Annotated in this window: 19 protein-coding genes; 12 read left to right on the forward strand and 7 right to left on the reverse strand. The window is 67.1% G+C overall.

Annotated features, from left to right (window positions below; all coding sequences use genetic code 11):
- The first annotated feature begins 37 nt into the window (after positions 1-37).
- From YM304_RS00300 to YM304_RS21590, 6 genes are all read left to right on the forward strand, one after another.
- Positions 38-6478 (forward strand): beta strand repeat-containing protein, encoded by a 6441-nt coding sequence (locus tag YM304_RS00300; RefSeq protein ID WP_015439624.1) that lies wholly within the window; start codon positions 38-40, stop codon positions 6476-6478.
- 136 nt (positions 6479-6614) lie between these two features.
- Positions 6615-7424 carry an SDR family NAD(P)-dependent oxidoreductase gene (locus YM304_RS00305; RefSeq protein WP_015439625.1) on the forward strand — a complete coding sequence of 270 codons (810 nt, stop codon included), beginning with the start codon at positions 6615-6617 and terminating at the stop codon, positions 7422-7424.
- A 100-nt stretch (positions 7425-7524) separates the two neighbouring features.
- A complete protein-coding gene (locus tag YM304_RS00310; RefSeq protein WP_015439626.1) occupies positions 7525-8037 on the forward strand; it encodes a hypothetical protein in 513 nt (170 codons plus the stop codon).
- Positions 8038-8163: 126 nt separating this feature from the next.
- Positions 8164-8817: a pyridoxamine 5'-phosphate oxidase family protein gene (locus YM304_RS00315; RefSeq protein ID WP_015439627.1), complete on the forward strand. Its 654-nt coding sequence runs from the start codon at positions 8164-8166 to the stop codon at positions 8815-8817.
- Positions 8818-9151: 334 nt separating this feature from the next.
- The gene (locus tag YM304_RS00320; protein ID WP_041297854.1) at positions 9152-11557 is read left to right on the forward strand and encodes an eCIS core domain-containing protein; all 2406 of its coding nucleotides are present in this window, start codon (positions 9152-9154) and stop codon (positions 11555-11557) included.
- Between the two features lie 12 nt (positions 11558-11569).
- Entirely contained in the window at positions 11570-12544 is a 975-nt protein-coding gene (locus YM304_RS21590; RefSeq protein WP_015439629.1) for a YbjN domain-containing protein, read from the forward strand.
- A 219-nt stretch (positions 12545-12763) separates the two neighbouring features.
- Here the strand turns inward: YM304_RS21590 and YM304_RS00330 are convergent, their stop codons facing one another.
- Complete coding sequence (locus YM304_RS00330) at positions 12764-13717, reverse strand: TauD/TfdA dioxygenase family protein (RefSeq protein ID WP_173401477.1); 954 nt, start codon at positions 13715-13717, stop codon at positions 12764-12766.
- 350 nt (positions 13718-14067) lie between these two features.
- Here YM304_RS00330 and YM304_RS00335 point away from each other — a divergent pair, with 350 nt between their 5' ends.
- Positions 14068-14475, forward strand: a complete 408-nt coding sequence (locus tag YM304_RS00335) for a VOC family protein (RefSeq protein ID WP_015439631.1) — start codon at positions 14068-14070, stop codon at positions 14473-14475.
- 59 nt (positions 14476-14534) lie between these two features.
- Here YM304_RS00335 and YM304_RS00340 read toward each other — a convergent pair whose 3' ends face one another.
- A complete protein-coding gene (locus YM304_RS00340; protein WP_015439632.1) occupies positions 14535-15083 on the reverse strand; it encodes a MarR family winged helix-turn-helix transcriptional regulator in 549 nt (182 codons plus the stop codon).
- Between the two features lie 50 nt (positions 15084-15133).
- Here YM304_RS00340 and YM304_RS00345 point away from each other — a divergent pair, with 50 nt between their 5' ends.
- A complete protein-coding gene (locus tag YM304_RS00345; RefSeq protein WP_015439633.1) occupies positions 15134-16045 on the forward strand; it encodes an EamA family transporter in 912 nt (303 codons plus the stop codon).
- Positions 16046-16342: 297 nt separating this feature from the next.
- Here YM304_RS00345 and YM304_RS21595 read toward each other — a convergent pair whose 3' ends face one another.
- On the reverse strand, positions 16343-16903 hold the full coding sequence (locus tag YM304_RS21595; RefSeq protein ID WP_015439634.1) for a TetR/AcrR family transcriptional regulator: 561 nt from the start codon (positions 16901-16903) through the stop codon (positions 16343-16345).
- A gap of 201 nt (positions 16904-17104) precedes the next feature.
- Between YM304_RS21595 and YM304_RS00355 the strand changes: the two genes are divergently transcribed.
- Positions 17105-19588 (forward strand): MMPL family transporter, encoded by a 2484-nt coding sequence (locus YM304_RS00355; protein ID WP_015439635.1) that lies wholly within the window; start codon positions 17105-17107, stop codon positions 19586-19588.
- On the forward strand, positions 19585-20613 hold the full coding sequence (locus tag YM304_RS00360; RefSeq protein WP_015439636.1) for an NAD(P)-dependent alcohol dehydrogenase: 1029 nt from the start codon (positions 19585-19587) through the stop codon (positions 20611-20613). The genes YM304_RS00355 and YM304_RS00360 overlap by 4 nt, the downstream gene beginning before the upstream one ends.
- A gap of 29 nt (positions 20614-20642) precedes the next feature.
- Here YM304_RS00360 and YM304_RS21600 read toward each other — a convergent pair whose 3' ends face one another.
- Entirely contained in the window at positions 20643-21974 is a 1332-nt protein-coding gene (locus YM304_RS21600) for an HNH endonuclease signature motif containing protein (protein ID WP_015439637.1), read from the reverse strand.
- Positions 21975-22183: 209 nt separating this feature from the next.
- Here YM304_RS21600 and YM304_RS00370 point away from each other — a divergent pair, with 209 nt between their 5' ends.
- A complete protein-coding gene (locus YM304_RS00370; RefSeq protein ID WP_041297855.1) occupies positions 22184-22705 on the forward strand; it encodes a nucleotidyltransferase domain-containing protein in 522 nt (173 codons plus the stop codon).
- Positions 22706-22735: 30 nt separating this feature from the next.
- On the opposite strand, the gene YM304_RS00375 is transcribed toward YM304_RS00370, so the two are convergent.
- The 3 genes from YM304_RS00375 to YM304_RS00385 are packed head-to-tail and all read right to left on the reverse strand — an operon-like array spanning position 22736 to position 24687.
- Positions 22736-23293, reverse strand: a complete 558-nt coding sequence (locus YM304_RS00375; RefSeq protein ID WP_015439639.1) for a cysteine hydrolase family protein — start codon at positions 23291-23293, stop codon at positions 22736-22738.
- The gene (locus YM304_RS00380; RefSeq protein ID WP_015439640.1) at positions 23290-23763 is read right to left on the reverse strand and encodes an SRPBCC family protein; all 474 of its coding nucleotides are present in this window, start codon (positions 23761-23763) and stop codon (positions 23290-23292) included. The genes YM304_RS00375 and YM304_RS00380 overlap by 4 nt, the downstream gene beginning before the upstream one ends.
- A 27-nt stretch (positions 23764-23790) precedes the next feature.
- A complete protein-coding gene (locus tag YM304_RS00385) occupies positions 23791-24687 on the reverse strand; it encodes an MBL fold metallo-hydrolase (RefSeq protein WP_015439641.1) in 897 nt (298 codons plus the stop codon).
- Positions 24688-24826: 139 nt separating this feature from the next.
- On the opposite strand from YM304_RS00385, the gene YM304_RS00390 reads away from it, so the two are divergent.
- Entirely contained in the window at positions 24827-26038 is a 1212-nt protein-coding gene (locus tag YM304_RS00390) for a metal-dependent hydrolase family protein (RefSeq protein ID WP_041298539.1), read from the forward strand.
- Positions 26039-26062 lie beyond the last annotated feature (24 nt).

Here is a 26062-nt window from a genome sequence, read left to right on the forward strand (position 1 = left end):
TGTGACGTGTCGTGCTGTGACGTCACGGGAGGAACCCATGTCTCGAATCAACTCCAGGTCGAACCTTGGGCGCGTCGCGCTGGCGTTCGCACTCGCCGCCGCCGGTGCCATTGCCACGGTCGGCCCCGCTGAGGCGTCACCGACGAGCGCGACGAGTGCAGCGAACGCCACCTCGGCTGCATTGGAGACGGCGTTGGTGCCGCTCGAACCCGCCCGCTTGGTCGACACGCGACTCGCCGGTGACACGGTCGACGGGCTGTTCGAGGCCGACGGCCGCCTCGCCCCGGGACAGGACTACGAGGTCGACATCGCCGGGCGCGGCGGTGTCCCGGCCGACGCATCCGGCGCCGTCATCAATGTCACGGCGATCGCCCCCCAGGGCAAGGGCTTCCTCACGGTGCACCCGTGTGCGTCCCCGCGTCCGGTGACCTCGTCGCTGAACTACACCACCGGTGTGTCGCTCGGCAACGAAGTGGTCGCCAAGCTCTCCACGTCGGGCAGCGTGTGCATCTACACCTCGGCCGGCACGCACCTGGCCGTCGATGTGGTGGGCTCGGTTCCCGCATCGTCCGGGATCGTCCCGCTCGATCCGGCCCGCCTGCTCGACACCCGCTCCGACGGAACCACCGTCGACGGACAGTTCGCTGCCGATGGTCGAACGGTGGCCGAGAGCACGACCACGCTGACCGTCGCCGGTCGTGGTGGTGTACCCGCCGACGCCGACGCCGTGATCGTCGACGTCATCGCCGTGAAGCCGTCGGAGACCGGCTACGTCACGGTGCATCCGTGCCTCCCCCCGAATCCGCTCGCTTCGTCGCTCAACTACGTCGCCGATGTCGACCGGGCCAACGAGATCGTGACCGCGCTCGACGACTCGGGCGACATCTGCTTCTACACCGACACGGCGATCGATGTCGTCATCGACGTCGTCGGCTACGTGCCGGCCGGTACGAGTCTGATGACGGTCCCGCCGACGCGCCTGCTCGAAACGCGTGCCGGACTGGTGACCTCCGACGGCCTGCACGAGGGCGTCGGCCGTCGCGCTGCCGATTCGGAGTACACGCTCGCGGTCGCGGAACGGGCCGAGGTTCCGGCTGACGCGCTCGCCGCGATTCTCAACGTCACCGCCGTGCGACCGGAGAGCACCGGGTTCATCACGGTCCACCCATGTGTTTCGCCGCGACCGCTCGCCGCCTCGCTCAACCACGTCGCCGGTGTCAACGGCGGCAACGAGATCATCGCCAGCCTCGACGCGAACGGCGATGTGTGCCTCTACAACTCGGCCGCGACCGACCTCGTCGTCGACGTCACCGGCTTCGTCGTGGCGACTGCCGATCTCGCCATCTCAGCGTCTGCCGACGCCGAGCCGGCGGCCGCAGGCGAGAACCTCACGTACACGATCGACGTCGAGAACAACGGCCCGCTCACCGCGGTCGACGTCGAGGTCGAATCGACACTGCCGGTCGGCGTCACCTTCGTGGCGACGAGTGGGTGTGACGAGGATCCTGCCGGGTCGACGACGTGCTCGCTCGGCGACATCGATCCGGGAGCAACCGCCCAGTTCACCCTCGAGGTGTCGGTCGACCTCGGTGTCTCGGGTTCGATCACGTTCGACGCCGAGGTGTCGTCGGCGACCGCCGATCCCGGCGAGGCGCTGAACACCGCATCGGTCACCTCGACCGTCGTCGAAGTCGGCGTGATCGAGATCGTCACGTCGACCGCCCCCGCCGGTGGCGCTGGCTTCGGCTTCACCGACGACATCGAGGCGCCGAACGCGTTCACCCTCGCCGACGGCGAGACGCAGACATTCACACGCGTCCCGGTCGGCACGTACACGGTTGCCGAAGACGATCCGACGCCGGCGTTCGACCTCACCGGGTTGACCTGCATCGACTCCGATGCCACCGGCACCGCGAGCTCGGCCGACGCCGGTACGCGCACGGCCACGATCGTCCTCGATCCGAACGAGACGGTGACGTGCACCTACACGAACACCGAACGCGGCACGATCGTCGTCGCTACGCAGACGCTGCCCGACGGTGACGCGGAGACGTTCGACTTCAGCGGCGACGTCGCCGGCACGATCGGCGACGGCGACACCATCGAGGTCGTCGGCGTGCTGCCCGGCACCTACACGACGACTGCCGCAGCGGTCGCCGGTTGGGACCTGACCGGCATCGGGTGTGACGACGGCGATTCGAGCGCGGACCTCGGCACGGCGACCGCCACGTTCGAGCTACAGGCGGGCGAGACCGTGACGTGCACGTTCATCAACACGAAGCGCGGGTCGATCACGATCAACGCAGCGAGCGACCCGTCGGGCGCCACCGGGTTCACGTTCACCGACGACATCGCCGCGCCGAACACCTTCACCCTCGACGACGGCCAGAGCGAGACCTTCACCGACGTCGCACCCGGCACCTACACGGTCGTCGAAGACGACCCCACCCCGGCGCTCGACCTCACCGGGTTGACGTGCAACGACTCCGACGCGAGCGGCGTCGACTCGACGACGGTGCTCGCAACACGCACCGCCACGATCAACCTCGACCCCGGTGAGAGCGTGTCGTGCGACTTCACGAACACCGATCGCGGCTCGATCACCGTCGTGCAGCAGACGCTGCCCGACGGCGATCCACAGTCCTTCGCGTTCACGGGTGACGCATCCGGCTCCATCGCCGACAACGCCTCGATCGTGGTGGCGAACCTCATCCCGGGGACGTACACGAGCACCCAGACGGCGCTGGCCGGCTGGGACCTGACGAGCCTCACCTGCGATGACGGCGACTCGACCGGCATCACGACGACCGGCGTCGCCACGTTCGTCGTCGGAGCTGGTGAAGACGTCACCTGCACGTTCACGAACACCAAGCGCGGCACGATCCAGATCAGCAAGGTCAGCGACCCGGCCGGTGGAACCGGTTTCGCGTTCACCGACGACGTTCCGGGCAGTGGCTCGTTCACGCTCGACGACGGCCAGACCGAAACGCTCACCAACGTCGTTCCGGGCACCTACACGGTCACCGAAACCGATCCGGCACCGGGTGCTGACCTCACCCTGTTGACGTGCAGCGACTCCGACGGGTCGGGAACCGACTCGACCGGTGTGGTGGCGACGCGCATCGCGACGATCAACCTCGACCCCGGTGAAACCGTCGCCTGCACGTTCAGCAACACCGAGCGCGGCACCATCACCATCATCGCCGACACGGTGCCCGACGACCCGCAAGACATCACGTTCACCGGCACACTCGGCGCGTTCTCGCTCGACGACGACGCCGACGGCACGCTCTCGAACACCGCGGTCTTCACGCAGCAGCTGCCCGGCACCTTCACCGTGACACAGGGTGACCCGTCTCCCGCCAACTTCACCGGCATCTCCTGCACCGACGGCGCGTCGGCGACCCCCTCCACGAGCTCTGGTCAGACCGCCACGATCAACCTCGATCCGGGCGAGTCGGTCACCTGTACGTTCACCAACAGCTTCAACACCGCACCCATCGCCGTCGACGACGCCTACTCCGTGCCGGTCAACGTGCTCCTCGACGCCGGCACGAGCACAGCGGGCACCGACGTCGACGGTGCCGACGGCGTCTTGACGAAGGGCGTCGACGACAGCGATCCCGATGCAGCGACGACGTTGACCGTGACCGCGGTCGGCGCGACGCCGGTGCCGAGCGGCAGCTCGGCCTCCGCGACCACGACCGGTGGCGGCACCGTGACCATGCACTCCGATGGCACCTTCACCTACGTCTCCGAAGTCGGCGAATCGGCCGCGACCGACTCGTTCGACTACACGCTGAGCGATGGAGCGCTCACCGACACGGCGACGGTGACGATCACGCTCGGCGACACCATCTGGTTCGTCGACAACACGATCACCGGCGGCGCGAACAACGGTCGTTCGTCGAGTCCCTTCGAAACGGTCGGGGCCTTCAACGCGGCCACGACCGGAACCGGCGACACCGTGTTCGTGCACTCCGGCACGCTCGCCGACGACGGATTCGATCTCGGAACCGAGCAGATCCTGGTCGGCGAAGCATCGGGTCTGAGCAGCGGCGACCTGGCGATTCCGTCTGGCGCGGCGCCGGTGCTCTCGCCGTCGACGGGCAATGCGATCAACCTCGCGACCGACAACACGATTCGCGGACTCGACGTCGGCAACACGCCTGGTGGACACGCGCTGTCGGGCGGGGCGGTCGGCGTCGTCGACGTGTCGAACGTCGATGTCACCGGCACAGGTGGCATCATCCGCGTCACCACGAGCGGTGACCTCGACGACGTCGATTTCGGCACGCAATCGTCGGCAGCGTCGCCCGGTGGGTACGCAGCGATCGACCTCAACGGCATCGTGAGTTCCGGTGGTCAGTACGCCGGCGGGAGCCCGACCATCGCGTCGAGCACGGGCGCCGGCATCCGCGTCCAGAACTCCTCCGCCACCATCGTCTTCATGAGCCCGGTCGCCAATGGCAGCGGCGCCGAGGACGTCGCGCTGATCAACAACTCCGGATCGTTCACCACGGTGGGCGGAGCGTTTGGCACATCCACCACGTCGAGTGGCAATGCCGTCGACATCGACGGTGGAAACGGCACCGTCGCGATCGGTGCGAGCATCACCAACAACGCTCAACGAGCGATCGAAGTGACCGGCCGAACAGGGGGCCAGGTCACCTTCAGCGGAATGATCAATGACACGGGCACCGGTGTCAACATCTCGGGCAACAGCGCGGGTACGACCACGTTGTCCGGAACATCGAAGGTCCTCGACACGGGTACCGACCCGGCGGTGACCCTCACCAACAACACCGGGCACACCATCGACTTCACCCGCGGCGGGCTCGACATCGAGACCGCGCTCGCTACGGCGTTCACGGCATCGGGCGGCGGCACCGTCACCGTCCAGGGCCCCGGCAACACGATCACCGCGGTGTTCGGCACGGCGATCAACATCGCGAACACCGCGATCGGCGCGAGTGACGTGACGTTCCGAAGTGTGAGCGTCGAGTCGGCAACCACCGGTATCCAGTTGACGAACACGGGAACCACCGGCGGGCTGACGATCACGGGAACCGGCACGACCGCCGGTTCGGGCGGAACGTTCCAGAACATTCTGCAGCACGGAATCCAGATCACCTCAGCGACTCAGATCGACCTGAACAACCTCGACCTGACGAACGTCGCAACGACCAGCGGGACGGGTTCGTCGGTGTTCGGCGGCGACATCGCCGCCTACACGGCAGGTGTGAAACTCCAGTCGGTCAGCGATGTCTCGCTCACCAACGTCCGCATCATCGGCTCCGAGACTGCCGACGAGAACGGCAACGTCAGTCAGGTGGGCATCAGCGGCAAGAGCGTGTCGGGCCTCGTCATCTCCGACACGATCGTCGAGAACTTCGGCAACGCGGGCGGTGAAGACAACATCCAGTTCCAAGGGCTGACCGGCACGGTCTCCCTCGACAACCTTCGCAGTCGCGACAGTGGCGGCGATCTCTTCGCCATCGACAACACGGGTGCCGGCGGCACCGCGGCCGGAGGCAACCTCACGCTGACCGTCAACGGCAGCACCTTCGACGAAACCGTGAACGGTGTCGGTGCCGGCGGCCTCCGACTCTCGGTGAGCGGCACCGGTACGACCGCCGTGTCGGTGTCGACGTCGACGTTCGGCAACGGCATCGCGTCGGGTGCGAACGGGGGTCTGCAGGGAACGGGGCTCCAACTGAACGTCGGGCGTGGCCACACCGGCACGCTGACCGTCGAAGACAGTTCGTTCACGGGCATGAACGTCGCGATCTCCGGAACGCTCGACATCATCGGTACCGGTGCGGGTCCGATGCTCGACATCGACATCCGCGACGGTGCCGATGCCGATGGTGTCGGCAACACGATCCACACGATCCGGGCGAGCGCGCTGAACTTCTTCACGAACGGAAACCTCACCGCCGATGCCGGTGAGTTGAGCGCCACCGTGACCGACAACGTGATCGGTGTCCTCGGCACGACGGGAAGTGGATCCGAGTTCGGCAGCGGCATCAGTTTCCGAAACGAAGGTGCCAGCGCCGCGACGCTCCTCGTCGACGACAACACCATTCAGGAAGTCGCCCTGTTCGAAGGGATCTACGTCGTCGACAGCGTCGTCGGCGGCACCACCAACGCGACGATCACCGGCAATACGATGCGAGAGATCGACTTCGACCGCGCCATCCAGGTGGCGAACACGGCGAGCGTCGCAGCGGGTACCACTTGCGCCAACATCTCGGGCAACACCTTCTCGGGCACGATTTGGGGCGATACCCCGTTCAACGCAAACACGAGAGTCGTGCGCGTTCGGCAAACGGCCGGAACGTTCAACGTCGTCCAGGCGGCGCCGACGCCCGCCGCCATCGCGACCGAACTCGACGATGCCAACGGCCTCGGGGTCAACAACATCACGGTCTCCGGCACGATCAATTTCAACTCGGCAGCGTGCGTGCTGCCGTAGCGTTCACCGGAGCGAGGTGAGCGTCCCGGCGGCGGTGTCGGTGGCGGTGCCGACGCAGGCGACCACCGCGGCCTGAACCTCGCACGTCGAACCTCGCCACGTTGCAGCGTCTGGCCGACAGCTACGGTCGATCGCCATGCAGATCGAAGCTGGTCAGGTAGCAGTGGTCACGGGTGGAGCGAGCGGGATCGGCCTCGCGCTGTGCCACGAGTTCGGTCGGCGCGGCATGGCCGTCGTCGCTGCCGACATCGAGCAGGGAGCACTCGACGCGGCGGTGGCCGAACTCGGTGCAGCCGGCATCGACGCCCTCGGCGTGATCTGCGACGTGCGCTCTTCCGAAGCGGTCGACGCGCTCGCCGACACGGCATTCGAGTGGAAGGGCCACGTCAACGTGCTGTGCAACAACGCCGGCGTCGTGCACTTCGGCGATGCGTTCGAATCCCTCGACGACTGGAAGTGGGTCATCGACGTCGACATGTGGGGCGTGGTCCACGGCGCGCTCTCGTTCGTCCCGCGGATGAAGGAGTCGGGCCAGCCCGGCCACGTCGTCAACACCGCATCGACCGCCGGACTGCTCGGGTTCGCGACGATCGCGTCGTACACCGCGGCGAAACACGCGGTCGTCGGCATGTCGCAGTCGATGTGGCACGAGTTGCAGAACACCAACGTGTCGATGTCGGTGCTGTGCCCCGGCGTGGTGAGCACCAACATCAACACGAGCCACCGCAACAAGCCGGGGGTCGACCCCGACAGCGTCGAGAAGGAGACGTTCGGCGCCGGCTACGACGAAGCGTTGACGCCCGCAGAGGTCGCCACGTTCGTCGCCGAGGGCATCGAAGCCGACCGGTTCTGGATGCTGCCGCACCCGCGCTACGCCGACATGGCGCTCACGCTCGCCGAAGGCCGCGTCAACGGCGGTCCACCGGTCCTGCCACGCCCCGACTGAGACGTTGATCGGACCGCGATCCCGAGGTGGACTGACACGTCCACTCCCACCGAGCGCTCCAACACGCTGCCGGCGAGGGCGCGCGGCAAAGATCGTCGGCATGGCTGAGGAAGTTGACTACGAAGACCTGACCACGATGCGCTTGAGCGAAGCCGAGGTCGAGCAGATGCTCGAGAACGGCGGCGAGTGCATCTTCAACTGGACCACGAAGGAGGGGTACCCGGTCGGGGTCGTCGTCGCGTTCGTCTACCAAGACGGCAAGATCTGGACCACCTGTGCGGAGCGCCGCAAGCGTGTCCCGGCACTGAAGGCCCGGCCGCAGTCGGGTGTGGTCATCAACGCCGGTGGCAAGACCGCCTCGTTCAAGGGTGACTCCATCATCCACACCAACGACGACGACGACTTCGACGAGTTGAAGAGCTGGTTCTACCGACGCCTCTCGCGCCTCGACAAGATGCCCGACGATCCGTACGTCCAAAGCTTCGCGAAGTTCCTCGACTCACCGCACCGCGTGATCATCGAGACCGAGGCTCGCTTGGTCGTCGGGTTCGACACGGCGAAGTTCCACAGCTTCACCGTCGAAGCAATGGCCGCCGCCGAAGCCGAAGGCTGACCCACACGCTCGTCATCCGAGCCCGCTTGTTTCTCCTGGACCAGGTCCGAGGGAAACAAGCGGGTCTGGGAGACTGGGGCCGAGCCGGCGCTGCGTCGGACGGATCGACCGGGGAGATGTGACTTCGTGAGCTTCTACACCGACAGCCAACGCGCCCTGCAAGACCGATTCGAGACGCGGCCGCTCGCCGACGGGTTGGAGATGGCCATCGTCACCGAACAACTCGACGAACGACACATCGAGTTCATCGAGTCGCGAGACTTCTTCTTCCTGTCGACGGTGAACGACGCCGGTGAACCGACGGTGTCGTACAAGGGCGGCGACGTCGGCACGGTTCGCGTCCTCGACGAGACGACCCTCGCGTTCCCGGCCTACGACGGCAACGGGATGTTCCTCTCGCTCGGCAACATCGACGACACGGCCAAGATCGGGATGCTGTTCATCGACTTCGAGACGCCGCAGCGAGTCCGCGTGCAGGCGACCGCGACGCTCCACGTCGACGACGAACTGCTCGACACCTATCCCGGCGCGATCGCCGTCGTTCGGGCGACGGTCGACCAGGCGTTCGTCAACTGTGCCCGCTACATCCACAAGCACACCCGCATGGAGACGTCGAAGTACGTGCCCGATGCCGACGGTGAGCAGCCGCACCCGACCTGGAAGCGCATCGACCTGATGCAGCCGTTGCTCGGCGAGTCGGAGCAGCAGCGCACCGTCGACGCCGGCGGCACGGTCACCGCCGACGAATACGGTGCGGCGCTCATGGCCGGCGAGTCGTAGCGGACCCACGATCGTTGTCGCCGATGCGGCGACGCCAGGCGCGACCGGATGCCTCGAGCTGAGCGCTGTGACCTGATCGTTGATCGCTCTGCGTTCCCTCATGAGTTCCGACCGCACCTCGCCGCCGCGGTCGCCGACCTCTCGCCGTGACGCCGGGGGCCGACCACGGAGTCGCACGGGCAGGCCGTAGCGGTGCGCTACGGCGTGCAGCGCACCGGTTTCCGTCGATCGCCGCGGCCTCGGCCGCATCGTCAAGATCGCGTGAAATCGTGGCTCCCCTCCCACGGTGAGACCACATGGTCTAGGGTGGTCACGCCGAGACGGGAGGGTCGTCATGGGTGCCGAAGTGGCAAAAGTCGAGCAGGTCCAGAAGAACGAGGCGTTGACGCGCTTCGGCGAGGGAGCTCGCGAACGATTGGAACCTCGACCGGTTCCGACGCTTCCCGAGGCCATCGTGCAAGCCAAGTTGGCGGTCGGCCCGGTCGACGATCCGTACGAACGCGAGGCCGACCAGGTCGCCGACGACGTGATGCGGACCTTCTCGCGAGGAGACACCGCACCGGTCGGCCCCGACACCGTCGAGCAGGCGGATGGCGTCGCGCGCACGAGCGTGTCACGCGTCGCTTCGTCGGGCGTCGCTCGATCGGCGCCGGCACTCGGTGGTCGATCGGGAGCGTCGCCGACGCCCATCTCACGGGTCATGCGCTCAGGCAACACGTCCGCGGCGGCAGGCGCCGACGGCGGCGTGTTGGAGTCATCGGTCGAGTCGCGAATCCAGCGGGCATCGGGTGGCGGTCGTGCTCTCGACGACGACACCCGCGGGCGCTTCGAATCGGCGATGGGCGCCGACTTCAGCAACGTGTCGGTCCACCAGAACAGCTCGCTCGCCCCCGAGATCGGCGCTCACGCCTTCACCCATGGCAACGACGTCCACTTCGCTCCGGGCGCATACGACCCGGGTTCGTCGGAAGGCCAGCACCTCATCGCACACGAGTTGACGCACGTCGTGCAGCAGACCGGATCGGCGCAGCGCGTGCAAGCGAAGCTCTGGGACTCGAAGACGTTCAAGGCGAACACCGCGATCAGCTCGACGATGGGCTTCTCCGATGCGTCGACCGCGCAGAACGTGATCCTCACCCTGCTCGCCGACTACGAGCGATTCATCGCCAAGGGCTTCTCCTCGGCCAACCCGGAGATGGCCGCGCAGGCGGTCAGCAAGATCCGAGCGATGCAAGACGTCGCGCAACGCTGGATCAAGAACCGCGGCGAGATCTACGAAGACTCCACCAACTTCACGCTCGCATCGCTCGGCCAGGCGAAAGACACCTACGCCGCGGCGCAATCGGGCGGCGAAGCGCCCGGCCCGGAAGCCATCGCCTCCAACCCGAAGGCCGAACGGATGCGCGGGCTCCAAGCCTTCATCCAACTCTGCGACACCGAGATCGCCCTCATGTCGACGTCGCTCAGCGACGAAGCGCTCGCGGGCGCCACGATCGACGAGACGAACAAGGCGTACAAGAAGGCGGTCAAGCGGTACCCGGACCAGAACGACGCAACGAGCCTCTTCTCCAAGATCGGTGAGCTCGCCGAGATGGTCGTCGCCGCTCCCGGTTCGTCGGCGTCGCTCACGATCGAGGGCTCCATCCCGATCCAGCCAGGTGTGTACGTCACCATCACGGTCGGCGGCTCGGCGGAGAAGGGCACTGACGGACTCGTCATGCTGCGCGGCGACATCAGCGTCGGCGTCAAGGGATCGATCGCCGGCAAGGCCGAACTGTCGGCCAGTCTCGGCGGCTTCATCGAAGCGAAGGGCAAGTCGGGTGGCGAAGCCGCCGCACTGATGAGCTACGCGCTGTACCGCCGCGGTCGCGAGGGTTCGGCGCCGACCGAACTGATCAGTCTGCTGTGGGGCGGCACCTCCGGAACCGCCGGCATGGCCCGTTCCGAAGCGTGGTCGCGTCAACTCGAGAAGCAGGTGTTCGGCGGCGACGACGAAGCGTCCGACGAGTCCTACGTCACGAGCGGTGTGCAAGGTGCCGTCGGCGCGAGCGTCGGCGATGAAGACGCCGTTGCCGGCGAGCTGTCGGGCGGCGCGTTCAGCGGACGCCGAGTCGACAAGCAGTCGCTCATGGAACGCAAGGGTGGCGCCGGCGCACAGAACGTACGAAGCGACTCGATCTTCAACGCCGGCGAACGGCAGAAGCGCGTCGGCTCGGAGGTCATCGGTTGGAACGTTGGTGGCAAGCTCTCGGTGTTCGGCTTCTCACTCGAACTGGGCGTGTCACGCTCCGGTCGCACCACCGGGGGTGGCGCGTCGGCAGCTCCGAAGACCACCGAGTGGGACGACATCGAGATCACCGCAACCGGTGCCGGACCGATGCCGGCACAGCTCGACCTCGCCGCCAAGATCTGGGCGCTCGCCGAGAAGATCGTGCGCAAGTCGGAAGAGGCGGCCGCCAAGCAGGGAGACGCCGACGCCGCCGGCTCGCAGGCGTTGCTCACCGGGCTCGCCAAGATGTCGCCCAAGCTCTTCCAGCCGAAGGCCGACTTCGCTCCCGGAACCAACCTCACGGTTGCGTTCACGATGCAGGGCTCCGACTGGAGCATCGCGATCGGCACGGAGAAGACCAACGAACTGTCGCTTCCCGACGTACTCAAGGTCGAACTCGCTCGCACTCAGACCTTCATCGAGGTCAGCTCCAAGGCGGGCGCCATCACGACCTGGTACCTCGGCCAGTAGGCACGACGCATCATGTTCGCCCCCCAGCACCTGCCGCTCCGACTGCCCATCGGCGCCCCGTTTCCCGTCGACGTGATCGACGCGACCCCGAGTCTGTCGCGCTACGTGATCCGTGTGCGCGTGAGTCGAGACACGTGGTCGACGATCGACGAACTCGAGCTGTTCAATCTCGTGGCCGACGCACGCAAGCCGGGCAGTCTGACCGGATCCGGTGACGTCGAGATCGAACTCCGCCTCGTCGATGCGCTCGTGCCCGACGTGATCCGGCGCGTCGCCGGTCTCGACCCTGTCGACGGGGTCGCCGAACTCGCCGAGCTCGGCGACGAAGCCCCTGCACTGATCACCGAGAGCTGGTTCGCGACGAACGTGACCGAGCAGGTGCCGCTGCCCGACGACCTGGCCGACTCGGGCGAGCTCCGTCAGGGCTTCTCGACGAGGTGGGCCGACGCCGACCAACTCGCCAGCGACGACGCTGCCGGAGTCCCCGTCGAGGAAGTGATCCAACAACCGATCGACCCGGCGACCGAACCCTGGCCGCCCCTGCTCGGCCAGATCCGCAACTACCTCGACGAGTCCGACATCGCCTTCGAGCGTCACGCCGGGGCCAACATGGTGTCGGCGAACATCGGTGGTGAGAACGGGTCGTGGTCGCTCTGGCTGCACACGCGCGAAGACACGCGACAGGTGGTCGCCTATTCGATCCGTCCGGTCGACATCGACGTCGAGCACCGCCCCCAGGTCGCCGAGTTCATCACCCGGTTGAACTCGAAGATGTTCTCCGGTGCGTTCGAACTCGACCTCGACACCGGCGGATTCCGGTGCCGCACCTCGTTGTCGCTGGGTGATGCGCCGCTGTCCGACGACCTCATCCGCGGGTTGATCGAACCGAACTCGCTGGCGCTCGACGCCGCGCTCGCCGGTCTCGACGCCGTGCTCTCGGGCGTGTCGCCCACCGACGCCGTCCGGATGCACCCGCCGGTCACCTGACGCCGCGGGATCGACTGACGTTCCGCCGAGGACGACACACCGAGGACGTCACACCGGAAGACCACGCCAGGGAAGTCACGCGGAGTACCTCGGGCCGGGGACGTCACGTCGGGGCCGTCACGTCGACGACGTCACACCGGGGACGTCATACCGGGGACGTCACGCGGACGAGTTCAGCCTGAGGTCGTGATCTCCAGGAGTGTTCGCGCATCCAGGGTGTCAGCTGTCGGTCCAGCGTTTGAGCACCCCGCGGAACGGGCGCTCGGGCAGGTCGGTCGGCGCCTGTGCGGGATCGAAGTACGGGGCGTCACCGATGATCGTGACGCGTTCGACCTTGCGGACGTCGGGCCAGTAGTCGGACACCGCGTAGTGCTGGCACGACCGGTTGTCCCAGAAGGCGATCGAGTTCGGCGCCCACCGGAACCGGACCTGATACTCCGGATACGCCGCCTGGCGGTAGAGCACGTCGAGGAGTTCGGCGCTCTCGTCGGGGTCGAGACCCGCGATCTCCTGGGTGAAGGCGGCGTTGACGTAGATGCCCTTGCGACCGGTCTCGGGATGCGTGCGCACGACCGGATGTTCGGGGTTCGGATACGTCGCGTCGAACTCTGCGACCTGCTCGGGCGTCGCACCGTTGCGGATCATGCGCCGTCGGAAGTTGGTGAAGTCGTGGCGAGCGACGAGTCCGTCGACGCGCTCCTTGATCCGTTGCGGTAGGCCGTCGTAGGCCGCGTACATGTCGGAGAACACGGTGTCGCCACCGAGTTCGGGTCCGTCGATCATTCGAAGCACGGAGCCGAGTGACGGTTCGAGCCGCCACGTCACGTCGGAGTGCCAGAGATTCTCGTGGCCCGGTGACTCCTCGTCGTGGGTGATCGCCAGCACCTCGGGGAATCCCGGCTTCTCCGGAGCGAACGGATGGATCTCGAGTGGACCGAATCGACGGGCGAACTCGAGGTGCTGTTCGGTGGTGATGTCTTGATCTCGGAAGAACAGCACCTTCCAATCGAGGAGTGCTCGGCGAACGAGCGCGATCGCGGCGTCACTCAGCGGGCGCGAGAGGTCGATCCCGTGGAGTTCGGCCCCGATGGTGCGGGACTGCGGCACGACCTCGATGCGATCGGCGTCGGACGAGTCGGTCGGAATCTGGGTCGGCATGTCGGTGATCGTCATGGCGGTGGCTCCCTGCGTTCGGTGGCTGGCGACGGCGATCAGTGCACGGGTCGATCGAGTGATGACCGACACCGACCGCTGACGAGTCTTGCAGTTCCCGCGACCCGCGCTCGACCGACGCCGACGGACGAGCCTGCCGGACGAGCTCGGGCAAGCTCGACGTGCGAGCGCTGTGCGGGCGTGGGAGGAGGGAATGGCATGACGGATCGGCGACGACCGTGACGCGGTGACGTCTGACGTGATCACGCCAGTGACGTGGCGTCGTCCGTGACGTGATCACGCCAGTGACATGGAGACGGTGGCGTGGCAGCGACCGTGACGTGATGACGCGCGTGACGTAACGTCCGGCCATGAGCGTGCAGCTGGCCAAGCAGGGTGTCGACCTCGGAATCGTGATCACCGACAGCGAGCGATCGCTCCGGTTCTACTGCGAGCTCCTCGGCTTGGAACACGTCGGCGACATCCCGATGCCGTTGGGCAGCGGTGGCACCATGCACCGCATCCAGTGCGGCGACTCGCTGCTGAAGCTCGTCAACCTCAACGACACGCCGCCCGCGGCGCCTGGAGGCGGCATCCCGGGGGCGCTCGGCTACCGCTATCTCACGCTGGTCATCTCGAACCTCGACGAGATGGCGGCAGCGTGTGACGACGCCGGGGTGCCGATCGCCGTACCGGTGTCGCAGATCCGCGAGGGCGTTCGCATTCTCATGGTGGAGGACCCCGACGGCAACTGGGTCGAGTTCGTCGAGAACAGCTGAGCGCTCGGCCGAACTCGCCGGTCAGCTGGTGGAAGCCGGACCGGTCGACGGACGTCGGCTCACGAGGCGGCGAGGTCCAATGACAATTTGCGCAGCAGCGTGACCAGCGCAGCCTGATCGTCGGCGTCGAGCGAGCTGAGGATCTCGAGCTCGTTCGCGGCGTGGTCGGCGAGTGCGTCGTCGACCTTCCGCAGCCCCTTCTTGGTCAAGGTCACCACGACCTGTCGACCGTCGTGTTCGCTCTTGGAGCGCTTCACGAGCCCTCGCGCCTCCAGTCGGTCGAGCCGGTTCGTCATGGCCCCGGACGTGATCATCATCGAGTCGAGCAATTGTCCGGGCGTGAGCTGATGCGGCGCCCCGTTTCGAAGCAGCGTGGCGAGGACGTCGAACTCCCACGATTCGAGGACGTGCTCCGCGAACACCTTGTCGAGCTTCGGTCGGATCACTCGTTCGAGCCGCCCGAGCCGGCCGATGATCTCCATGCCCGACACGTCGATGTCGGGTCGTTCACGGTGCCACTGGGCGACGATCCGGTCGACCACGTCGAGCTCGGGGCTGGAGCTGGGTTCCGGGCTCGAATCGCTCTCGACCTTGCGTTGTTTCGACATGTCGCAATTATCTCTTGACATCGAGAGATAATCAAGCGCAAGATATCTTCATGTCAAGAGATATCTGGCGAACCGCACTCACCCCGCTGGTCTGGGGAACCACCTACATCGTTGCGTCCGAACTCCTTCCCGACGGCCGGCCGATGCTCGCCGCCCTCGTTCGTGCACTTCCCGTCGGCCTCGTGTTCATCGCGTGGTCGCGGCGGCTCCCGAGCGGCATCTGGTGGTGGCGCTCGGCGGTGCTCGGCACGCTCAACATCGGTGCCTTCTTCGCGCTGCTCTTCGTGGCAGCGTTCCGCCTGCCCGGCGGGGTCGCGGCGACGGCGGGAGCGATCGGACCCCTCGTCGGAGCCGGGCTCGCCGCACTGGTCCTCGGTGAGAAGTTCACCCTGCGCACAGGCCTCTCGGGTGTGGCCGGCGTGCTCGGCGTGGCGCTGCTGGTGCTCGGACCCGATGCCGGACTCGACGCCGTCGGCGTCGTGGCGGCGCTCTCGGGCACGCTCTGCATGGCCACGGGTGTCGTCCTCACCAAGTACTGGGAGCGTCCGGTCGACCTGATCACCTTCACCGGTTGGCAGCTCACCGCGGGCGGGTTGCTGTTGTTGCCGATCACCCTCGTCACCGAAGGCATGCCCACCTCGATCTCCGTCACCAACGTCGGTGGGTTCGTGTGGCTGGCGATCTTCGGCACCGGCTTGGCGTACGCCAACTGGTTCAGCGGGGTGCAGCGCCTGCCGGTCTCGATCGTCGGTTTCCTCACGCTGCTCAGCCCCGTGATGGCGACGTTCGCCGGCTGGGTCGTGCTCGACCAGAGCCTGACCCTGATCCAGATCGCCGGTGCACTGCTCGTGGTGGCAGCCGTGATCGCGCCTCAGTTCGGTGGACGATCCACACCCACCCCGGGCGCGACCCCGGTGTCGGCCACCGGCGTGTTGCGTCCGGTCGGCGCCTCTCGCACCTGACCGCAACCCTGGCCGCGACGCTGACCGGGACCCTGAGCGACATGCCGCGAGATGTCGCGAGCTGTCGGGTCGGGACAGGTGCGCGGCTCGAACCTTCCGGCAGCGCTGGATCTTGTGGTCGTGATGGCTGCCGCCGCCGGAGCCGGTCGTCTGCGTTCCTGGCCGTGTCCCGTGTCCCGTGTCCCGTGGTCCTCGGCCCCTTCGTTCTCTGTCGAGGGGGCAGCGGTTCTGGAACTCGGTGCTGTGTCGTGGTGGGGTCCCGCGAGAGACGGCGGGAGCTAGCGGGAGACGCCGGGCTCAGGGGGTGAGCTGGAGCAGGATTCGGTCGACGAGTCGGTCGTAGTCGACGTCGACGAGTGCGGCTGGAGCGATCAGCGAACGAACGATGAAGGGTCCGTCGACGATCTCGAACATGTCGAGCACGGTGATGTCGGGCCGAATCTCGCCGCGGTCGATCCATCGTCGGCGAAGCGCGACGAGCGGGCTGCTCCGGTCGCCTGCCACGCGCTGACTCACCGCGCGTAGCGCCGGGTTGCGGGCCATCGCGGCGAACAGTTCCTGGTGCGCCGCGTTCGCTCGCGGGTCGGCGAAGTTCGGCAGGGCGAGGCGGAGGAACTCGACGAGGTCGCCTCGCAGCGACCCGGTGTCGGGTGCCTCCGGGTAGACGACGGTGGCGTCGACGGCCCGGATCAACAACTCGTCGCGGTCGGGAAAGTGCCGGTAGATCGTGGTCTTCGCCACGCCAGAACGCCGGGCGACCTCATCGATGCTGAAACCTCGGATGCCGAGATCGAGCACGACCTCGGTGGCCGTGGCGATCGCCTTGGCTCGTGCTACCTGGCTGCGTGGCCGTCCCATTGGATCCTCACCCTAGAAGTCCGTCGCGAAATTTCTCGACGTGCTGTGTTCGTTTCGATACGCTACGGTAGCGTATCGAAACAGTCGACCACGAATCGGTGGACGACCGACAGACAGACGACCGACAGACAGACGACCGGCAGATGATCGACGAATACGCACGGCACACGTCGCCGTGCATGGGAGCAGAAGGAGCAAGTAATGTCGAAGTGGTTGTACCGAGTGGGCCGTTGGGCCGCCGGGAATCCGTGGAAGGTGATCGGGGCCTGGCTCCTCGTCTCGGTGGTGATGATCGGCGCGTCGGTCGGCTTCGGCCGCGAGCTCGAGGACTCGTTCGAAGCCCCGGGCCTCGACTCGACCGCCGCACTCGACCTGCTCACGCAGACGCAGTCCGAGGCCGCGGGTCTCACCGCCCAGGTGGTCGTGACGCCACTCGACGCCGACGCCACGTTCTTCGATGATGCGACCCGGCCGGTCGCCGACCTTGCCGCTGTGCAGGCCCAAGTGGAGGCGCTGCCGAACGTGCTCGGCACCAACGATCCGGCCGGGCTGCTGCAACAGGACACCGACGCTGCGGTCGCAGCCGGAGCGGTGTCGCCCGACGGTTCCGTCGCGGTGATCCGCGTCCAGTACCCCGTCTTGGAGGAGGTGAGCTCGGCCGACCTCGACCGGCTCAAGGAGTTGGGCGACACGGCGCGGGCCACCTCGTCGCTCCAGGTCGAGTTGAACGGCGACCTCTTCTTCACCTTCGAGGAATCGGGCGGTGGCGGCGAGATGGTCGGCATCATCGCGGCCGTCTTCATCCTGCTGCTCGCCTTCGGGTCGGTGATCGCCATGGGCCTGCCGATCGGCATGGCACTCTTCGGCCTGGCGCTCGGCGTCACGTCGATGGGGCTCGTCACCTACCTCATCGAGATCCCGAGCTGGGCGCCCGAGATCGCCGCGATGGTCGGCCTCGGCGTCGGCATCGACTACGCCCTGTTCCTCGTCACCCGGCACCGGGAGTTCCTCGCGCTCGGCATGACCGTGCCGGAATCGGCCGGCCGCGCGGTCGCGACCGCAGGTCAGGCCGTGATCTTCGCCGGCGGCACCGTCGTGATCGCGATCCTCGGGTTGGGCGTGGCCGGGGTGCCGTTCATGACGGCCGCGGGTGTGGCCACCTCGATCACCGTGCTGATCATGGTGCTCACGTCCATCACGCTCCTGCCGGCGTTCCTCGGCGTGTCGGGGCACTGGATCAATCGCCTCGGTGTCCATCGGAAGCGGCGCGGTCGCGATGGTCTCGGTACGGCCGGGGCGCCTGCCATCGGCGCACGGTGGGAACGCTGGGGGCGGCACGTCACCGCGCATGCCTGGAGCTACTCGATCGGCGTCACGGCGCTCCTGCTCGCACTCACCGCTCCGGTCCTGAGTCTGCAGCTCGGCTTCCCCGGTGAGGGCGCACTTCCGGAGTCGCGGACCGAACGGCGCGCGTTCGATCTCGTCGCCGAGGGCTTCGGCGCGGGTCTCAACGGGCCGCTCGTGATCGCCGTCGACATCTCGGCCGACGCCGAGGTGGTCGAACCGCTTCGCCGTGCCATCGAGGCCGACGAGGGAGTCGTCAGCGTCACTCCCGCCGACATCGACCTCGAGGCCGGGGTCGCCACCATGCTCGCCTTCCCGACGACGCCGCCTCAGGACGACGTCACGTTCGACACCATCCAGCGGTTGCGAGCCGATGTGATCGCTCCCGTGGTCAGCGAGAGTCCCGCAACCGCACACGTCGGCGGACAGACGGCGAGCTTCGGTGACATCGGTGGTCGCGTCACCGACCGACTCCTCCTCTTCATCGTCGCGGTGGTGGGGCTTTCGTTCCTCCTGCTGACCCTGGTCTTCCGATCGATCCTGGTGCCGCTCAAGGCCGCCGTGCTCAACCTGTTGAGCATCGGTGCGGCGTACGGCGTGCTGGTGATGGTGTTCCAGTGGGGGTGGGGCAAAGACATCATCGGGCTCGAATCGACGGTGCCGATCGTGGCGTTCATCCCGATGTTCATGTTCGCCATCCTCTTCGGCCTCTCGATGGACTACGAGGTGTTCCTCCTGTCGCGGGTTCGGGAGGAGTACCTGCTCACCGGCGACAACGACCGATCGGTCATCCACGGCATCGCCAGTACGGCGCGAGTGATCACGTCGGCTGCGCTCATCATGATCTCGGTGTTTCTCGGCTTCGTGTTCGGCGACGACCCGATCATCAAGATGATGGGCCTCGGCCTCGCCACGGCGATCTTCGTCGATGCGACGATCGTGCGCCTGGTGCTCGTTCCGGCGACGATGAAGCTGATGGGCGACGCCAACTGGTGGCTGCCCGGCTGGCTCGATCGACTCCTGCCGACCATCGACATCGAAGGCGAGGCCCGCCTGCCCGAACCCAAAATGGAGCACACCGCGACGGAGAACACCGCGACGGTGAACACCGCGACGGAGAACACCGCGACGGAGAAGCCCGCCACGCAGAACACCGCGATGGTGAGCGCGGAGCTGGAGAACATCGAGCTGGAGAACACCGGCACGGAGAACCCTGCGACGGGGAAGCCCGCGATGATCGCTCGGAACAGCGAGGGGGAGCGCGGCGAGAGGGAGCGCGGCGCCGCCGCTGTCAGCGCGGGCGGGTCCCTGAGTGCCGGCCCGGAGGTGTTGTCGTCGTGAAAGCGCTGATGCACGACCGCTACGGCGACGCCGATCTGCTCGAGATTCGTGACGTGTCCGAACCGAGTCGCGACGCGGCCGAAGGTGAGGTCGTGCTCCGTACCGAGGCCGTGTCGATCAACATGGCCGACTGGCACATGATGACGGGAATACCCCGAATCATGCGACTGGTGGTGGGCCTGCGGCGACCGCCGCGTCCGATTCCGGGCACCGACGTCGCCGGAGTCGTGGTGGCAGTGGGTGCAGGCGTGACCGATCTCGCGATCGGAGACGAGGTGTTCGGGCAGACCGACGGCGGCGCGCTCGCCGAGTACGTCGCCGTGCCCGCCGAGCGCATCATCGAGCGCCCGGTGCTCGCAGGCTCCGGCGACACGCCCGTCGGCGCAGACGAAGCAGCGTGCCTCGGCGTGGCGGCCGTGACGGCGCTGCAGGGGCTTCGCGACAAGGCCCGGGTGCGCTCCGGCGAGCACGTGCTGATCATCGGTGCCTCGGGAGGTGTCGGTTCGTTCGCGGTACAGGTCGCGAAGCACTTGGGCGCCACCGTCACCGCGGTGTGCAGTACGCACAACGTCGAGCAGGCCCGGGCACTCGGAGCCGATCACGTGGTCGACCGTCTCCGCGACGATGTGGTCGCGCTCGCCCGCGAGTCGAACACGCGCTACGACGTGATCTTCGACAACCCAGGTGATCGCCGCCTCGGTGCACTGCGTTCGATCATGCAGCCGAACGGTCGCTACCTGATGGTCGGCGGACCGAAGGGCGGCTGGATCCAACCCATGCCGCGTCTGCTCGCCGGCATGCTGCGATGGCGATTCGTCGGTCAGAAGTTCATCACCTTCACCGCCGCCGAGACGCGCGCCGACCTCCTCGCCTTGCGCGAGTTGTACGAAGCGGGTGTGTTGCGCTCGGTCATCAGCGATCGCTACACGCTCGACGATGGGGCCGCAGCGATCCGCCAGCAGGGTGACGGGCACGCTCGAGGCAAGATCGTCGTGACGATGGGCGACCCGAACGCGTCGGGTTGACATGTGGCGCGCCGCTCGGCGGCGTCGGATCAGATCATGGCGAGTTGCTCGTCGGCGCGGGACTCGCGCCGCCTCCGCTCATCGGGTGCTCCGATCGACTCGGTTCGCCGATCGACCGTGGAACCGCGGTGGTGGATCACGCCGTCGGGCCGAGTCCACGTGGCGATTCGATGCTCGTCGAGCGTGAGCGTCCAGTTGCCCTCGTGGACCAGGTGGTGATGGCGCTCGCACAGCGGGAGCAGGTTGCGGAAATCGGTCGGACCGTGGTGTTCGAGCCAGTGCGCAACGTGATGGATCCGACACGCGTCGAACCCCACGGTGCATCCGGGATGGGCGCAGGTGCGGTGTACCGCACGAAGCGCTCGCCGCTGATCGCGTGTCGCGGTGCGCTTCGACCGGCCTTCGTCGAGCACGGTCGACGGGCCGTCCATCACGACGGGGATGATCTCGGCGTCACAACAGAGTCGGCGAACCGTCGAGGCCGGAATCGGCACCCCGTTGTCGGTCTCGCACAACCCGGAACTCTCGGCGAGGTCGACCAGATGGAGCAGCTCGACGACGAGTGTGATCTCGGGAACTCGATCGACCACCCGACGATGAGCGACCGCACCATCGCCGGACGGCGCGACCTGCTCGGTCACGTCACCGGTGAGGACGTTGAGTGTGGCGTCGACCATGACCTGCTGCCATGGCGCGTGCGCCGTGCGATCGGTGGCCCGCAGGCGAGCGAGCTCGCGGTTGATGGCCGCATCGAGCTTCGCGTCGCGCACCGGGTCGAGTTCGAGCAACGTGTGATGCATCCCGGTCGAGCGGTCGACCCAACGGCGAACCTTGGACGCGGCACGCTGCTGCTCCAACTCGTCGACATCGGCATCGCGCCGTGACTGCGCCAGGCAGTGCTTTGCCAGCGCGCGACATTCCCGCTGGAAGGCGTCGAGCGACACGTGAGCGGCGCGCTCCATGAGCTCGTCGGTGTGAGCGAGGTACTCGGACCGGACTGCCTCGGGCAGGTTGCGGGCCGCGGCATGGATCGCGTCGAGATGCGCCGCGGTGAGTTGGCCGGCATCGAGTGCGTCCGCGAGTTCGGGGTGGTCATCGCACAACTCGTCTCGGGCGGTCACGTCGCGAGCGTCGCGGTGTGAGCGTCCGGTCGTGTCGGCGATGGCGCGCTCGGCATGCTCTGATCGGCCCTGCTCGGCGAGGTATCGCAGCCGTCGAGACACGCGCAGCTCGACGGCGTCGAGTCGAGAACGCGCCAGGCGTATGGCGACGAGTACCTCGTCGAGGCCGGCACGCTCCAGCGAGTCGGCATCGGCGCCGACGGCGACAGCCCAGGCTGCGTCGGCTCGGTCGTGATTCATGTGCAATCGCTCCGATCTGTGTGGTGAACAAGACCGGGGGAGTCGGTACCAATCACCATAGAGAAGGGGTGTCACAGAGTTGCGGGCGCCGGAGCCTGTCGCGGGTGGACGGACAGAACTCGTCGGGTGCGTCCAGCCTGGTGATGGCCGCGATCTGCTCTCGGAACGCAAGAGGGTCGTCGCACGCCGAGTGCGTACTGTTGGCGGCCATGCCCACTCACGTGATGGATGCCGGTGACGCCGTCCTCCTGCTCGCGGCGCTGAGCGCGAAACGTGTCGACGCGTGCGTCGGCGGTGGTTGGGCGGTCGACGCGCTCCTGGGTGAACAGACACGAGAGCACAGCGATCTCGATCTGTGGATTCCAGCGAGTTCGCTTCATCGAGCCGTCGCGGTGTTCGCCGAGCGTGGTGTGGACCGGTTGTTTCCGGTGGGCGATGAACGCCCGTGGAACTTCGTGCTGCACGACGGAGCGCACGTCCGTGTCGATCTCCACCTCTACGAGACGCTCGCAACCGGCGAGTTGCACTACGGCGGGGTCGAGTCCGGTGAGACGTTCCCGGCCGACGCGCTGTCGGGTACGGGCACGATCGGAGTTGCCGCCGTCCGCTGCGAAGCCCCCGAGTGGTCGGTGCAATGGCACACCGGTTACGACCCTCGGCCGGTCGACCGGCACGACGTGCCTCGACTCTGCTCGAAGTTCGGTCTCGAGCTTCCCCCTGCGTTGCGCTAGCAGCGACCAGCGACCGAGCGTCGGCTGCGGTCAGGTCGCGAAGTCGACCTCGTCGGTGGTGACGGTGGCGCACGTCCGGCCGGGCGCGGCGGTGAAGTTCCAGTACATGTTGGTGTACGCGATCGCCTGTTCGGGGCTGAGCGGGGAACCCCACTCGCGCATGTCTTCGGTCGTGTGGGCATCGCCGACGAGGACGGTGTCGTAGCCGCGCGCAACCGCTCCGTGCAGCGTCGACCGCACGCACGCGTCGGTCTGCGCGCCGGTCACGATCAGGCGTCCGACGCCGAGGTCGCTCAACGTCGATTCGAGGTCGGTCTCCTCGAACGAGTCGCCGAACCGTTTCGCGATGATCGCCTCGCCACTGGCCGGCGCGAGCTCGGGCACGAACTCCCAGCCCGCAGAGCCGGACGGCATCTCGTCGTCGGCGTGCTGCACCCAGATGACGGGTGTGTCGCCCGAACGAGCTCGGGCGATCAGCGTGTCGATGTTCGCCACGACGCGTTCGACCTCGTGACCGTTCGCGACGACGGCCTGCTGCATGTCGATGACCACGAGGGCCGTGCGGTCTCGGTCGGTCAGCGTGCTCATGAGGTGGCCCCTCCCTCGGCTTCGAGCTCGGTGGCCATCGCGGCGAGCGTGGTCTCCATGCCCTCCCGGTTGAACTCGGCTCGCGAATCGATCCGAAGCGCCTTGTTGGCCACGGTCTCCATCCACTTCGCCTCGTTGCTCGTCCACTCCTCGGTCACGATCGTGCCGTCACCGTCGGGCGTGAGCCGGTACGCCCAGGTGGCGATCGCGATCGGTCCCGATTTCACGTCGAACGCGAACGCTTCGTTCTCGACGCACTCGGTGATGGTGCACACCGTCTTCCAGCGCATCCACCCGTTCTTGTTCGACCCGCGGAACCTGGCGCCGACTGCGGGCCCGCTGGCGTCGCCGAGCCACTTGGCGCCCACGTTCTCGGGCGACCATTCACCCATCCGCGTCGGGTCGGACACGAGCGACCACACCTGCTCGGGCGATGCGGCGATCGTGCGGGAGACGGAGACGTCGGGCATGGCCGGAGCGTAGTGCTGCGTCCGGTGTCAGTCGGCCGACACGGGGTCGAAGCGCCACGCGCCATCGTGTGCCGACACGACGCCGACCGGTTCGATGGCGAAATGGGTTCCGGCGACGACGGCACCCGACGACGCCCAGTCGGAGAACAGCTCGGATCGGCTCCGCTGCGCCAGCGGGATGTCGATGTCGGCCACCTCGGCGATCGACGGGTTCGTGAACTGGAACTGATGGTGTAGTGCATCGCCGGTGATCGCGAGCGGTTCGGCACCGGTGTCGATGATCATCGACACGTGTCCGGGTGTGTGTCCGGGCGACGGGACGAGCCGGATTCCGGGAGCGATCTCGGCCGTGGAGTCGACCTCCCAGCCCAACCCGGCGTCGAGCACCGGTTTGATCGAGTCGGCGAACGGATCGTGGCCGACGCGGCGATCGTCACGCTCGGCGAAGTCGAGTTCGTCGCCGACGTAGACGTGCCGGGCGTTGGTGAACGTGGGCTGCCACACGCCGTCGACGAGGTGTGTGTCCCAGCCGATGTGGTCTTCGTGGAGGTGCGTGTGGACCACGATGGTGACGTCGGCCGCAGCGAACCCCGCCGCCTCGAAGTCGTCGAACCACGACGTGTCGAGCATGTTCCAGAACGCGAGGTTGCGCTGCTTGTGGTTGCCGACGCATGGGTCGACGACGACGAGCCCGGCGTCGGGATCGCGTCGACCGTGCTCGTCGAGTCGTTCGAGCACGAACGACTGCACGCGGAACGCGATCGTCGACCCGTCGGCACTCCCTGGCGTCAGCCAGTCAGCACGTGCGACGTCGGCACCGTTGGCGGTGGGAAAGAAGAACTCGACCGGAATGCCGGTGGTCTCGGCCTCGACGATCGGAGTGAGACGGATGTTGCCGATGGTCCAACGCTTCGGATCGGTCATGGCCAACGGTATCCCGCGGCGCAACGGCGACCGTTCTGAGTTCCGACGTACCCGCCGTCGTTACGGTCGGCTCGGCGCGGCACGTGACGCTCGGCTCTGCCGGTGGTCGTGTGACCGGTCGTTGTGCAATTCTCTGATGATGACGAGAACGATCTGGGCCAATGGAACGATCTTCGACGGCACCGGTGCCGCGCCCGGGGTGGCCGACATCGCGATCGAGGACGGACGGATCGTCGAGATCGGCGCCGGTCTCGACGGTGACGAGTCGATCGACTGCTCCGGCCATCTGATCACGCCGGGGCTCTTCGACTGCCACGTGCACTTCATGGCCGACGGCGATTTCAGCCCGAACAAGCACCTCGGCACGCCGTTCTCGATGAACTTCTATCAAGCGGCCGAGCGCATGAAGCGGACGCTCGCCTGCGGCATCACGACGGTGCGTGAGGCGGGCGGCACCGACCTCGGCGTGAAGGAGGCGCAGGAGCACGGGCTGATCGCCGGGCCGCGGATGCACCTGTCGATCACGATCCTCTCGCAGACCGGTGGCCACGGCGACAACTGGGAGGTGTGCGGCGCACACATGCCCGGTCTGATGGACCCGCATCCCGGTCGGCCGCACAACATCGTCGACGGCCCCGACGAGATGCGTCGGAAGGTCCGCGAGTTGATCCGCGCGGGCGCCGACGTCATCAAGGTGTGTACGTCGGGCGGTGTGTTGTCGCCCCGTGACGATCCGCAGCATCCGCACTTCATGCCCGACGAACTCGACGTGCTCGTCGCCGAGGCGACCGCCGCGCATCGATTCGTGATGGCGCACGCGCAGGCGACCGTCGGGATCAAGAACGCGATTCGTGCCGGGATCCGGTCGATCGAGCACGGCATCTATCTCGACGACGAGGCGATCCAGATGATGCTCGACGCGGGCACGTACCTGGTGCCGACGCTCGTCGCGCCGCTCGGTGTGCTCGAGGCGGCCGACCGCGGTGTCGATCTTCCGCCGGTGGTGCTCGACAAGGCGCGGTCGGTGGTCGACGTGCACCGGGAGTCGATCCGCAAGGCGATCGATGCGGGGGTGAAGATCGCGATGGGCACCGATTCGGGCGTGACGCCGCACGGTCAGAACCTTCGCGAGTTGGCGCTGATGGCCGACCTCGGGATGTCGCCGGCGGCGACGTTCGAATCGTCGACGCGGGTGGCTGCCGAACTGATGGGCTTGGAGGGTGATCTGGGCACGTTGGAGGTCGGCAAGATCGCCGACGCGGTGATGTTCGGGGGGACCGATCTCGATGTCGCGGAACTACATCCGCGGGTCGCGAAGGTGGCGCAGGCGGGCGTTTTCGTCGATCTGTGACCCTCTTGAGCTGGGGTTTCGTCG

Source organism: Ilumatobacter coccineus YM16-304, assembly GCF_000348785.1.
In the GTDB taxonomy this organism is placed as follows: Bacteria; Actinomycetota; Acidimicrobiia; order Acidimicrobiales; family Ilumatobacteraceae; genus Ilumatobacter_A; species Ilumatobacter_A coccineus.